The organism is Fusobacterium necrogenes, assembly GCF_900450765.1.
Lineage (GTDB): Bacteria > Fusobacteriota > Fusobacteriia > Fusobacteriales > Fusobacteriaceae > Fusobacterium_A > Fusobacterium_A necrogenes.
The window spans coordinates 1,724,085-1,736,921 of sequence record NZ_UGGU01000003.1 but is presented as its reverse complement, the minus strand read 5'-3'; the positions used below and the strand labels follow the sequence as shown (position 1 = coordinate 1,736,921).

The 12,837-nt window shown below is 29.0% G+C and carries 13 protein-coding genes and 1 rRNA gene; all 14 read left to right on the top strand.

Features of this window, described 5'->3' with window-relative positions; genetic code table 11:
• Positions 1-12 precede the first annotated feature (12 nt).
• The 14 genes from rrf to rpsR all read left to right on the top strand — a co-directional run bounded on the left by rrf (position 13) and on the right by rpsR (position 12,570).
• Positions 13-129: ribosomal RNA gene (gene rrf / locus DYA59_RS08310) — 5S ribosomal RNA — on the top strand.
• Positions 130-228: 99 nt separating this feature from the next.
• Positions 229-798: a D-glycero-beta-D-manno-heptose 1,7-bisphosphate 7-phosphatase gene (gene gmhB, locus DYA59_RS08305; RefSeq protein ID WP_115271145.1), complete on the top strand. Its 570-nt coding sequence runs from the start codon at positions 229-231 to the stop codon at positions 796-798.
• 98 nt (positions 799-896) lie between these two features.
• Complete coding sequence (locus DYA59_RS08300) at positions 897-2,174, top strand: UDP-N-acetylmuramoyl-tripeptide--D-alanyl-D-alanine ligase (protein ID WP_115271143.1); 1,278 nt, start codon at positions 897-899, stop codon at positions 2,172-2,174.
• 20 nt (positions 2,175-2,194) lie between these two features.
• On the top strand, positions 2,195-3,283 hold the full coding sequence (mraY, locus tag DYA59_RS08295) for a phospho-N-acetylmuramoyl-pentapeptide-transferase (RefSeq protein ID WP_115271141.1): 1,089 nt from the start codon (positions 2,195-2,197) through the stop codon (positions 3,281-3,283).
• A gap of 74 nt (positions 3,284-3,357) precedes the next feature.
• Entirely contained in the window at positions 3,358-4,653 is a 1,296-nt protein-coding gene (gene murD, locus DYA59_RS08290; protein ID WP_115271139.1) for a UDP-N-acetylmuramoyl-L-alanine--D-glutamate ligase, read from the top strand.
• Positions 4,650-5,726 (top strand): undecaprenyldiphospho-muramoylpentapeptide beta-N-acetylglucosaminyltransferase, encoded by a 1,077-nt coding sequence (gene murG, locus DYA59_RS08285; protein WP_115271137.1) that lies wholly within the window; start codon positions 4,650-4,652, stop codon positions 5,724-5,726. Before murD ends, murG begins: the two co-directional genes overlap by 4 nt.
• Position 5,727: 1 nt before the next feature.
• Positions 5,728-7,083 carry a UDP-N-acetylmuramate--L-alanine ligase gene (gene murC / locus DYA59_RS08280; RefSeq protein WP_115271135.1) on the top strand — a complete coding sequence of 452 codons (1,356 nt, stop codon included), beginning with the start codon at positions 5,728-5,730 and terminating at the stop codon, positions 7,081-7,083.
• Complete coding sequence (gene murB, locus DYA59_RS08275; protein WP_115271133.1) at positions 7,083-7,931, top strand: UDP-N-acetylmuramate dehydrogenase; 849 nt, start codon at positions 7,083-7,085, stop codon at positions 7,929-7,931. The genes murC and murB overlap by 1 nt, the downstream gene beginning before the upstream one ends.
• Before the next feature lie 12 nt (positions 7,932-7,943).
• Positions 7,944-8,810: a D-alanine--D-alanine ligase gene (locus DYA59_RS08270; RefSeq protein ID WP_115271131.1), complete on the top strand. Its 867-nt coding sequence runs from the start codon at positions 7,944-7,946 to the stop codon at positions 8,808-8,810.
• A gap of 11 nt (positions 8,811-8,821) precedes the next feature.
• Positions 8,822-9,520, top strand: a complete 699-nt coding sequence (locus DYA59_RS08265; protein ID WP_115271129.1) for a cell division protein FtsQ/DivIB — start codon at positions 8,822-8,824, stop codon at positions 9,518-9,520.
• Entirely contained in the window at positions 9,507-10,841 is a 1,335-nt protein-coding gene (ftsA, locus tag DYA59_RS08260) for a cell division protein FtsA (RefSeq protein ID WP_115271127.1), read from the top strand. Before DYA59_RS08265 ends, ftsA begins: the two co-directional genes overlap by 14 nt.
• Positions 10,842-10,859: 18 nt before the next feature.
• On the top strand, positions 10,860-11,927 hold the full coding sequence (ftsZ, locus tag DYA59_RS08255) for a cell division protein FtsZ (RefSeq protein ID WP_115271125.1): 1,068 nt from the start codon (positions 10,860-10,862) through the stop codon (positions 11,925-11,927).
• Between the two features lie 100 nt (positions 11,928-12,027).
• Positions 12,028-12,312 carry a 30S ribosomal protein S6 gene (rpsF, locus tag DYA59_RS08250; protein ID WP_115271123.1) on the top strand — a complete coding sequence of 95 codons (285 nt, stop codon included), beginning with the start codon at positions 12,028-12,030 and terminating at the stop codon, positions 12,310-12,312.
• A gap of 39 nt (positions 12,313-12,351) precedes the next feature.
• Positions 12,352-12,570: a 30S ribosomal protein S18 gene (gene rpsR, locus DYA59_RS08245; protein ID WP_005885805.1), complete on the top strand. Its 219-nt coding sequence runs from the start codon at positions 12,352-12,354 to the stop codon at positions 12,568-12,570.
• Positions 12,571-12,837: the final 267 nt, after the last annotated feature.

Here is a 12,837-nt window from a genome sequence, read left to right as displayed (position 1 = left end):
AATAGACATTAGCTTGGTGAGAAGAGCTACGGGGGTACACCCAGACACATTCCGAACCTGGAAGTTAAGCCCGTAAACGCTGAAAGTACTTGGAGGGAAGCCTCCTGGGAGGATAGGAACTTGCCAAGCTTTTTTATTTTTTGTAATTTTTATTCTATTTCTATTCTCCAATAAACTATGATATAATAAGAATGATTTTAAAGATTTGAGATAGAAGGGATTGAAATTATGAATAAAGCTATTATTTTAGATAGGGATGGAACTATAAATATAGAGAAAGATTATTTACATAAAATAGAAGATTTTGAATTTGAAGAGGGAGTAGTAGAAGGATTAAAAATTCTAGCAGATTTGGGATATATTTTTGTAGTAGTTACCAATCAATCAGGAATAGCAAGAGGATATTATACTGAAGAAGATTTAGAAATTTTAAATAATTATATTGGAGAGATATTGGAAAAAGAGGGAATAAAAATAAAAAAATTTTATTTTTGTCCACATCATCCAGAAAAAGGAGTTGGAAAATATAAGGTAGAGTGTAATTGTAGAAAACCTAATCCTGGGATGTTAGAAGAAGCTATAAAAGAGTTTGATATAGATAGAGAAAAATCTTTTATGATAGGAGATAATATAAGTGATATAGAAGCTGGTATAAATGCAAATGTAACTCCAATATTGTTAGAAACAGGGCACGGAATGGAGCATTTAACTAAAATTAAGAGAATGAAAGTAAAAAATTACAGAAATCTTTTAGATTTTGCAAACTTTTTGAAGGAGAATTTAGTTAAAAATATATAAAAGTTCATTGTATTATATAGCTATTAATGATACAATAAACTGTTAGTATTAAATATAAAGAAAGGCATATTAATTTATAAATTAATTTGGTAATATTTATGGAAATTCTTACAAAATTATTAAGGAAGAAATTTAAATTAGAAAATTTGAATGAAATATCAAAAGTAACTATGGATAGCAGAAAAGTAAATAAAGATGCTCTTTTTTTTGCTATCAATAATGGAAATGTTTATATAGAGAATGCTTTAGAAGATGGAGCTGCACTTGTTATAGCTGATAACTATTCTGGTAGTAATGAAAAAGTAATTAAAGTAAAAGATACAGTAGAAAGTATGCAAGAAATAGCAAAAGAGTATAGAAAAGTCTTAAATATAAAGGTTATAGCTATAACAGGAAGTAATGGAAAAACAACTACTAAAGATATGATATACTCTATTTTATCTCAGAAATATAGATGTAAAAAGACGGAAGGAAACTATAACAATCATATAGGTCTACCATATACTATTTTGCAATTAGAAGATAAAGATGAAGTATTAGTTCTTGAGATGGGAATGAGTGGATTTGGGGAGATAGATAGGTTATGTAGAATAGCACAGCCTGATTATGGCCTTATAACCAATATAGGAGACTCTCATTTAGAGTATTTAAAAACAAGAGAAAATGTTTTTAAAGCTAAGAGTGAGATGATAAAATATGTTAATTCAAAGAATTTAGTTGTCTTTGGAGATGACTTTTATCTTAAAAATGTAAAAGCAATAACTGTTGGCTATGAAAATAGCTGTAAAAAACAGATAAAAGATTATCAAGATAGTGAGAATGGAATAAGATTTCTTTTAGATAAAGAGAGTTATCAAGTTAACTTAAATGGGAAGCATAATTGTATAGATGCAGCTATGGCTGTAGCTATGGTAGAATTATTAGATATATCTAAACATGATATTCAAAAAGGATTTAATAAGTTGAATTTGACACCTATGAGATTTCAAAAAATTGATAGAATGGGAGTTTTATATATAAATGATGCTTATAATGCTAGTCCGATATCTATGAAGTATTCTTTAGAAACTTTTGATAGTTTGTATAATGATAGAATAAAAATAGCTGTTTTAGGTGATATGTTAGAACTCGGAGAAAACGAGATAGCTTATCATAAAGAAGTTATAAAAAAAGCTATAAATATAAGAGTAGATAGAATATATCTTTATGGAGAGAGAATGGAAAAAGCCTATGAATTAGTAGAAAAGAGTAATAAGATAAAAGTATTTTCAGATAAATTTCTTATAAAAGAAAATATAAAGTCTGAATTTTCAGATTCAAAGGTTGTTTTTTTGAAAGGATCTAGAGGAATGAAAATGGAAGAGATAATAGAATAAGAGGGAGAGAATGAGGTAAGATGTTTTATTTAATTGGAGAATATGTGCAAAGTTTACAATTTTTAAAATCTATCTATTTAAGAAGTTTTATGGCTTTTATTTTGGCATTTATGATAGTATTAATTGTTGGGAAACCTTTTATCAATTATTTAAGAGCGAAAAAGCTTGCTGAAAAAATTAGAGAAGAGGGACCAGCTACTCATATGTCGAAAAAAGGAACTCCAACTATGGGTGGAGTACTTATTATTCTGACAATATTTATTACTAATATTTTAGTATCTGATATAAGTAATAGAATAATTATATTATTGCTAATAAGTATGACTGGTTTTGCAGGGATAGGATTTATTGATGATTATAAAAAATTTACAGTCAATAAAAAGGGGTTATCAGGAAAGAAAAAGTTACTAGGACAAAGTTTTATAGCTATTTTAGTGTGGTTATTTATAAATTATTTTGGACTTACTGGGAATAAAGAGATAGATTTATCAATAATTAATCCAATATATGGAGAAAATATGCTATATATTGGTAGTATAGGAATGCTATTATTTATTTTGTTAATATTGATGGGGACTTCTAATGCAGTAAATATAACTGATGGATTGGATGGATTAGCTATAATGCCAATGGTAATATGTTCTGCTATTTTAGGAGTAGTAGCATATTTTACTGGACACATAGAATTAAGTAGACATTTAAATCTTTTTTATACAGAAGGTTCAGGAGAAATAACAGTGTTTTTATCAGCTGTATGTGGTTCAGGATTGGGTTTTTTATGGTATAATTTTTATCCAGCACAGATATTTATGGGAGATACAGGTTCATTAACACTTGGTGGAATTTTAGGAGTAGTAGCAATTCTCTTAAAACAAGAATTGATCTTACCTATAATTGGTGGAGTATTTGTAATGGAAGCTCTTTCAGTAATAATTCAAGTTGGCTCTTTTAAGTTGAGAGGAAAAAGAGTGTTTAAAATGGCTCCGATTCACCACCATTTTGAGTTATGTGGACTTGCAGAGACCAAGGTAACAATGAGATTTTGGATCGCTACTTTAATGTTTGGAATAATAGCTTTGGGAGTAATAAGAATGAGAGGAATAATCTAAAAAAATAACCACGGGAAAAATATAACCGTGGTTATAAATCTATCTAGGGAAGAAAGAGAAAAGGCGGTAGTAAAATGAAAAAAGCAATGGTTTTTGGAGCTGGAATAAGTGGAGTGGGAGCGAAAAAACTTCTGGAAAGTATACATTATGATGTGATTTTAGTAGATGATAAGGTAGGATTATCTTCAGTAGAGGCAATAGATTATTTGGATGAAATTGAAGTGTTTATAAAAAGTCCAGGAGTACCTTATAATAAATTGGTACTTGAAGCTCAAAAAAAAGAAATAAAAGTTATAGATGAAATTGAATTATGTTATGAATATATGGTACAATATAACGTCAGTACAAAAATTATAGCTGTAACGGGGACTAATGGAAAGACCACAACAACTACAAAAATAGCAGAACTTTTAAAGTATTCAGGGCATAAGGCTGAATATGCTGGAAATATAGGAAGAAGTTTTGCAGAGTTACTTTTAGAAAGGAAGGAATTAGAATATATAGTATTAGAGCTCAGTTCATTTCAATTAGAGAATTTAATAGATTTTAGACCATTTATTTCTATGATAATAAATTTAACTCCTGATCATCTTGTAAGATATGGTAGTATTGGTGAATATTACGATACTAAATTTAATATTTGTAAAAATCAAGATGAAAGAGAATATTTTTTAGTAAATAGTGATTGTGAAGAGATAATAAAGAGAGAGGAGTTAATTTTTGGACAAAAAATAGAATTGTCTCAATACATAAGAAGGGATTGCTATGTGCAGAATGGAAAACTTTATTGGAAAGAAGAAGAGATTTTAGAAGTTGAAAAACTTTCTTTAAAGGGAAGACATAATTTAGAGAATGTATTATTTGTAGTAGCAACAGCTAAACTTTGTGGAATAGAGAGTGAAAAAATAAAAGAATTCTTATATACTACTAAAACATTAGAGCATAGAATGGAAAATTTTTTTGAATATGGGAAGATAAAATTTATAAATGACTCTAAGGGGACAAATATAGAATCAACAGCTTTTGCTATAGAAGCTTTTCAGAAGTGTATTTTAATATGTGGTGGTTATGACAAAAAATTGGATTGGACTCCTTTGGTGAAATTGATAGAAAAATATGTAAGTTGTGTTTACTTAATAGGAGAGATAGCTGATGAATTAAATATGAAACTGTTAAAAGAAGGATATGAAAATGTCTATCTTTTAAGAGAGTTGAAGCCTTGTTTAGAAGATATAAAAAGGAGATTTTCTAAGTATGAAGAAAGAGTAGTATTGTTTTCTCCAGCAACTTCTAGTTATGATCAATTTAAAAATTTTGAACATAGAGGAAATGTATTCAAAGAGTTAGTAAAAGATATTTTTGGTAGGTGAGATATTTGAAAAAGGTAATCTTAACGACAGGAGGAACTGGAGGGCATATATATCCAGCTCTTTCAGTAGCAGATGAGTTAAAAAAAAGGGGAATAGATGTACTTTTTGTTGGCACTAGCATAAGGATGGAAAGAGATATAGTGCCTAGGGCAGGTTTTAGATTTATAGGATTAAATATAGCGCCACCTAGAACTCTTAAAAAGATGTTAGGTTATATAAAAGGAGTATTTCAAGGAATAAGTTTAGTGGCAAAAGAGAAGCCAGATGCGATAATAGGTTTTGGAAATTATATATCTATTCCTGTTTTGATTGGAGGAGTGCTTTTTAGAAAAAAAATATATCTTCAAGAACAAAATGCTAACTTAGGAGGAACGAATAGATTTTTTTATAGATTTGCTAAAAAAATATTTTTAGCTTTTGAAAAAACTTATGATGATATTCCTATTAAGTATCAGCAAAAGTGTATGGTAACAGGAAATCCATTGAGAGAAGAGATATATCTTGTAAAAACTCTTGAAGAAAGAAAAAAGTTAAAAGTAGAAGATAATGAAAAAGTTCTTTTGATAACAGGTGGAAGTCTTGGAGCTAAAGAAATAAATGAAGCAGTTTTAAAAAATTGGGAAAGGATATTAGAAGATAAAAATATTAGACTTTATTGGGCTACTGGTGAGAAAAATTATGATGAGATAGTGAGAAATATAAATAGGACTAAGATTCAAGATATAGTTAGACCATATTTTGAAAATATGATAAATATAATGGCAGCTGCAGACTTGATAGTGTGTAGAGCAGGAGCACTAACTATATCAGAGATAATACAGTTAGGGAAACCATCTGTTATTATTCCTTATAATTCAATAAAAGTAGGTCAATATGATAATGGAAAATTATTAGAAGAAGTTGGGGCAGCTTTAATGTATAAAAATTCAGAAGCTAGTCTAGCGGTTGAAAAAGCTCTAGAATTATTAGAGCAGAAAAATGATTTAGAGATGATGAAAGTAAATATTAGAAATTTAAAAAAAGAGAATGCTGTGGAGAAAATAATAGAGTCTCTTGATATTTGGAGGAATTAAAGTGAAAAAAATTTATTTTATAGGGATAAATGGAATAGGAATGAGTGGTCTTGCTAAGATAATGAAATGTAAGGGATATAAAGTAGAAGGAAGTGATTTAAGTCGTTCTTATGTAACTGATGAATTAGAGAGTATGGGGATAATAGTTCATAACCAGCATTCTGAAAAAAATCTTGAAGGAAAGAATTTTGATATGATAATAGCTTCTAGTGCTATAAAAAAGGAGAATCCAGAGTATATATATGCCTTAGAAAATGGTATAAAGGTTGTAAAAAGAGGAGAGTTATTAGCTATGCTTTTAAATGAAGAATGTGGAATAGCAGTAGCTGGAACTCATGGAAAGACAACAACTAGTTCAATGGCAGCTTCAGTTATGTTATCGCTAGATCCTACTATTGTTATAGGGGGGATACTTCCTGAGATAGGATCAAATGCTAAGCCAGGGAAATCAAATTATTTTATAGCTGAAGCTGATGAGAGTGATAATTCTTTTTTATATATGAATCCAACTTATTCAATAATTACAAATATAGAAGCTGATCATTTAGAAAATCATGGATCTTTAGAAAATATTATAAAATCTTTTTCTAAATTCATAGATCAGACTTCTAAGGAAATTCTTATTTGTTCAGATTGTGAAATCCTAAACAAGTTAGTTTCTAGTAAGAAAGATAAAAAAATAATTAGATATAGTATGAAAGACAAAACTGCAGATATCTATGTTGAAAATGTAATGATAGAGGATGGAAAAACTAGTTATGACGTGGTAATTAGAGAGAAAAAGATAGGGAATTTTACTCTGTATATTCCAGGAGAGCATAATATTTTAAACTCCTTGCCTGTGATATATTTAGCTTTAGAATTTGGACTAGACGAAAAAGATATAGAAAAAGCATTTGGTAAATTTAGAGGATCAAAAAGGAGATATGAGATACTTTATAGCGGAAATGGAGTGAGAGTAATAGATGACTATGCTCATCATCCAACAGAGATAAAAGCTACTTTACAAGGAGCAACTTCAATTGAAAAAGATAAAATAACTGTTATATTTCAACCACATCGTTATAGCAGAGTGAATTTTTTATTGAAAAATTTTAAAGATGCTTTTGAAAAAGCTGATGAATTAATTCTTTTACCAATATATAGTGCTGGAGAAAAGAATATATTCAAAGTTACAATTGAGGATTTACAGAATATAATTACAAAGCCAAAAGCTATTGTAGAAAAAAATCCACAAAATATAGATGAAATGATAATGAATTTTGAAGGAAATAGGGTGTTTATGTTTATGGGAGCTGGAGATATATCAAAAATTGCTCACAGAGTTGCAGAAAAATTAGAAGGGAAATATAGATAATGAAGATATTAGAAAATCACAATATGAGAAATTATTCAAATATGAAAATAGGAGGAATAGCAAAAAGGTTCATCATAGTTGAGGATAAAAGTGAATTAAAAGAGATATATGAAAAATATGGAAATATTTTTTTAATAGGTAATGGAACTAATACTCTTATTGATGAAGGAAACTTAGATATAACTTTTGTATCTTTAAAAGAATTGAATAGTATAGAAGAATTAAAAGAAGGAGTTATAAGAGTAGGTGCAGGATTAGATTTTAATAAGCTTATAGCTTTTATGAATAAAAATGATTATTCAGGACTTGAAAATTTGGCTGGAATTCCAGGAAGTATAGGTGGATTAGTCTATATGAATGGTGGAGCTTATGGAAGTGAAATATTTGATTGTATTAAGGAGATAGAAGTATTTGATGAAAATTATGAAATAAGAAGCTTGAAAAAAAATGAAATAAAATTTTCTTATAGAAATACAGAGATTCAAGAAAAAAAATGGATAATTATAAGTGCTACCTTTGAATTTAAAAGAGGATTTAATTTAGAAAAAGTAAAAGAGATACAAATTCTTAGAGAGAGTAAACAACCTTTAGATAAACCAAATCTTGGAAGTACATTTAAAAATCCAGTAGGAGATTTTTCAGCAAGATTAATTTCAGAAGCTGGCTTAAAGGGAACAAGAATAGGTGGAGCAGAAATATCTTCTAAGCATCCAAATTTTATAATAAATCATGGAAATGCAACTTTTGAAGATATTTTAAAAATACTAGCACTTGTAAAAAAGAAGATAAATTCTATGTATGGTATAAATTTAGAAGAAGAAATAGTTATATTAAAAAATAATAAATAAGGGGTAAGAAGGATGAAAATAGCAGTATTTATGGGAGGAATATCTTCGGAGAGAGAAGTTTCACTTAGAAGTGGCACAGCTATATTAGAAAGTTTACAGAAACAAGGCTATAATGCCTATGGAGTAGATGTAACAGAGAAAAATTTATTTTCAGCTTTTATAGAAAATGAATATGATTTAGCATATATAGCTTTTCATGGTGGCTATGGAGAGAATGGAACATTTCAAGGATTATTGGATATGTTAGGAAAATCATATACAGGATCTGGGGCTTTAGAAAGTGCTATAGCAATGGATAAAGCTTATACTAAAGCAATAGCTAATTCAGTAGGAATAAAAACTGCAAAAACTTATAACTATGTTGAAGAAATAAAGGAGTTTCCAGTAGTTGTAAAACCAGCAAGAGATGGATCAAGTGTAGGAATATATTTTTGTAATACTCATGAGGAAGTAAGAGAGGCTATTAAAGTACTAGAAGGAAGAAAACCTTTAATAGAAGAGATGATACAGGGAGAGGAACTAACAGTAGGGGTGTTAAATGGAGAAGGACTTGGGGTATTAAGAATTATTCCTAAGAATAAATTTTATGACTATGAATCAAAATATGCTGCTGGAGGATCTATTCATGAATATCCAGCTAAAATAGATAAAATAGCTTATGATAAAGCAATAGAAAATGCTGAAAAAATTCATGAGATAATAGGGTTAAAAGGAATTTCAAGAAGTGATTTTATATTAAAAGATGGAGAGGTATATTTTTTAGAGGTAAATACTTGTCCAGGAATGACAAAAACAAGTTTAATACCAGATTTAGGTACACTTAAAGGGTATACTTTCGATGATTTAGTGAAAATAATGGTGGATACTTTTAAAAAATAAGGAGAGTTTTTTTGAAATTTATATTAAGACTAGTATTTATATTTTTATTTAGTTGGTTAATATATATAATTCCTAGTAAATTTTTAGTCTTGGATTTTTTCAAAGTAAAAGAGATAAAAATAGAAAGTAATTCAAAAATATTGTCAAGTGAATTGACAGATATGATAAAAATAATTTATAATAATAACATATGGGATATTGATTTTAAAAGTTTAGAAGAGTATTTAGAGACTGATGTAAGAGTTGAAAAAGCAGAGATAAAAATTTTAGGATTAGATAAAATAGCCATTTATATACAGGAGAGGAAATTAGCTTACTATCTTCAAAATGGAGAGAATACTTTTTTATTAGATAGTAAGGGTAAAATTTTCGGATATTTAAAAGAACAGTTAGATAGTAATATATATTTTTTAGTTGCTGAAAATAAAGAAAAATTAGAAAAACTTTTAAAATTATCACAAAAATTAGAGGATATCTTATTAAGGACATTAATTTCTCAAATTTATTTAAAAAATGATAACTGCATAGAGCTTATTTTAACTGATGGAACTATTATAAAGACAAATTTAGATGTTGAAGATGAAAAATATAAAGTATTAGAAACTTTATATGGTGAACTTATAAAAACTAGAAAGATTGAATATATAGATATCAGATTTAATGATTTTATAGTTAAAGAGTTCGGAGGAGAAAAAAATGGTAATAAATAGGGATAAGATTGTAAAGACAGTAGTAGACATAGGAAATGCAAAAATAAAAGCTATCACAGGAGAACTTTCTTCTAATGGAGAGGTATTGAAAGTATTAAAGTATGTAGAAGGTCCTAGTGTCGGAATGATAAAAAATGAAATTAGAGATGCTGAAGAGCTTTCAAAGGCTATAAATAATGTTATTGAAGAGTTAAGAATAGCTACAGAACAAGAAATAGACTCTATAACTATTGGAATAGGTGGAGAAAAAATAAAATCAAGAACGGTAAATATGGAGTATAGTTTTCATGAAGAGGAGATTACAGAGGATCATATAAAAGCTCTTTTAGAAGATACAAAGAAAAAAATTCTAACTTCAGAGGAACAATTAATAAAAACGGAGATATATAATATAAGAGTTGATAACTCAGGAATTGTTAAAAATCCGTTAGGAGTATTAGGAAGTAAGTTACAAGGTGACGTACATTTGATATATACAGAGAAAAAAAGAGTTGCTAAGCTAGTAGAAACTATTAATAGAATAGGTGTGGATGTAGAGAATATAGTTTTGAATGCTTATGCTTCAGCTAAGTCTACATTAGGAGAAGAAGATAGTAGAATGGGAGTAGCTCTAGCTGATATAGGAGAGGGAAGTACTGATATTATTCTCTATAAAAATGATAAGCTTATCTATACCGAAACTATCCCACTTGGTGGAATGCATTTTAAAACAGATTTAATTTATATTCTGAAATTGAATGAAGAAGAAGAAGCGATTGAAATTTTAAATAAATACAGAAATAAAGATATTTCTCCAGAAGGTTATATCTATTATGGAGAAGGAAAATATATTGCAGCACTTGAATTAGAAAGTTTCATTAATGCTAGAGTTGAAGAGATAATAGATTATATAAAAGATACTATAGAAAAGTCAGGTTTTAATGGTTATTTGGGAAAGGGACTAATTTTAACTGGTGGAGCTGTGTCAGATAGAATAATAAATGTAGAAAAACTATTAGAAACAATTAATAAAAAAACTGGGTATGTGGCACGAAAAGTTTTACCTAGCGAATTTAGCGGTTTAGAAGAGGTTACTACTAGTATGGCGACTGTCATTGGAATTTTTTATGAGGTAATGGAAGAAGAGGACAGGAAACTAAAAACAGGTAGCTACACTCACCAAGAAATAAAGGTTAAAAATGAAAAAATTATACAACCGATAGAAGAGGAGAAAGAAGACCTATCTAAAATGCTGGAGGAAGAATCGGTAGAAGAAGAAAAAGAGAAGAGGAAGAATGGGGTTTTGAAAGCTGTAAAAAATTGGTTTTCAAACTTCATTTAGAAAGGGAGGGATGAAATTATGTTACTTGATCAAGACTTAGTAAAAATAAAGGTGTTAGGAGCAGGTGGAGCAGGAGGAAATGCTATAAATGATATGATTTCTTCAGGAGTAGGAGGAGTGGAATATATAGCAGCTAACACAGATGCTCAAGATTTGGGAAAGTCATTGGCCGATATTAGAATCCAACTAGGAGAAAAGTTAACTAGGGGGCTTGGAGCAGGAGCCGATCCTGAGATAGGAAGACAAGCGGCAGAAGAGGACGTAGAGAAGATAAAAAATCTATTAGAAGAGACAGATATGCTATTTATTACAGCTGGGATGGGTGGTGGAACTGGGACAGGTTCTGCTCCGGTAATTGCAAGAGTAGCCAAGGAATTAGGTGTTCTAACTGTTGCTGTTGTCACAAGACCTTTTTCATTTGAAGGAAGAAAGAGAAAAAATAATGCTGATGTAGGAATAGAAAATCTTAAAAAAGCTGTAGATGCTTTAGTAATTATTCCAAATGATAAATTATTTGAACTACCTGATAAAACAATAACATTACAAAATGCATTTAAAGAAGCAAATAATATCTTAAAAATAGGTATTAGAGGTGTAGCTGACCTTATGATAGGAAATGGACTTATCAATTTAGATTTTGCTGATATTAAGGCGACAATGTTAAATTCTGGAATAGCAGTGCTAGGATTTGGAGAAGGAGAAGGGGAAAATAGAGCTATAAAAGCTACTGAAAAGGCATTGTTATCTCCATTATTAGAAAAATCTATTCTTGGTGCTAGTAAAATCCTTATAAATATAACAGGGGCACCAGATATTACATTGATGGAAGCTCAGACTATATCTGATATGGTAAGGGATGCTGCTGGTAAGACAGCTGACGATGTAATGTTTGGACTTGTTATAGAGCCAGATTTTGGAGATAGAGTTCAAGTTACAATTATAGCTAATAATTTCGCAAATGAAGAAGAGAAAAATGAGCCATTTATCAGTATAGATAAAGCAAAAAGTGAAAAGGCTGCGTCAGGGACAGAGGAGCAAATAGAAAAACCTAACTTAGATTTACCACCTTGGGTAAGAAAAAAATAAAAAATACTTGAAAATATTATATAGTTTTGATATAATATTAAACGACCCTGCTCAAAAACATTTGTGTTTTGGGCTAAAACCATAGGGAGGAGGTTAAAAAATGAAAAAATACGAAATTATGTTCATTATCAACCCAACTGTACTTGAAGAAGGTAGAGAGGCTGTTATTGAAAAAGTAACTGGAGTTTTAACTGCTGCAGGAGCTAATATTCAGAAGAGCGAAAAATGGGGAGAAAGAAAGTTAGCTTATCCTATCGATAAGAAAAAAACTGGTTTCTACGTATTAACTACTTTTGAAATTGACGGGACTGTATTATCAGATGTTGAATTAAAACTAAACATCATAGAAGAAGTATTAAGATACATCATAGTTAAACAAGACTAATAATCAGTTAATGTTAAAAATCAAGAGGAGGTTAAAAAGATGGCAGAATTCAGAAGAAGAAGAGCTAAATTAAGAGTAAAAGCTGAAGAAATTGATTATAAAAATGTAGACCTTTTAAAAAGATTTGTATCTGATAAAGGAAAGATCAATCCTTCAAGAGTAACTGGAGCTAATGCTAAGTTACAAAGAAAAATAGCTAAAGCTATAAAAAGAGCTAGAAATATTGCTTTAATTCCTTATACAAGAATTGAAAAGTAATTTTAATTAATTAGACTGAGAGAAAATCTCAGTCTTTTTTCTTTTATAAATAACTGAAGTTTTAGAATAGTTGCTTAATAAACAGGGAAATGATAGAGATAGCTTAGGAATATTATATGAATACTAGAGCATTAAATTTATTTCAGTGGATGAGATAAAAAAGAATGGTATGAATATTTTCTAAAATTTAGTAAAATAAAAATTATAAAAATATTCTTTCATAAAAATATTTTTTAAAAATAGATTGACGTATTTTTAAAAAACTGA

Coding starts and splice junctions, on each gene's coding strand:
- gmhB (WP_115271145.1), top strand. CDS start 229: ATGAATAAAGCTATTATTTTAGATAGGGATGGAACTATAAATATAGAG.
- DYA59_RS08300 (WP_115271143.1), top strand. CDS start 897: ATGGAAATTCTTACAAAATTATTAAGGAAGAAATTTAAATTAGAAAAT.
- mraY (WP_115271141.1), top strand. CDS start 2,195: ATGTTTTATTTAATTGGAGAATATGTGCAAAGTTTACAATTTTTAAAA.
- murD (WP_115271139.1), top strand. CDS start 3,358: ATGAAAAAAGCAATGGTTTTTGGAGCTGGAATAAGTGGAGTGGGAGCG.
- murB (WP_115271133.1), top strand. CDS start 7,083: ATGAAGATATTAGAAAATCACAATATGAGAAATTATTCAAATATGAAA.
- DYA59_RS08270 (WP_115271131.1), top strand. CDS start 7,944: ATGAAAATAGCAGTATTTATGGGAGGAATATCTTCGGAGAGAGAAGTT.
- ftsA (WP_115271127.1), top strand. CDS start 9,507: ATGGTAATAAATAGGGATAAGATTGTAAAGACAGTAGTAGACATAGGA.
- ftsZ (WP_115271125.1), top strand. CDS start 10,860: ATGTTACTTGATCAAGACTTAGTAAAAATAAAGGTGTTAGGAGCAGGT.
- rpsF (WP_115271123.1), top strand. CDS start 12,028: ATGAAAAAATACGAAATTATGTTCATTATCAACCCAACTGTACTTGAA.
- rpsR (WP_005885805.1), top strand. CDS start 12,352: ATGGCAGAATTCAGAAGAAGAAGAGCTAAATTAAGAGTAAAAGCTGAA.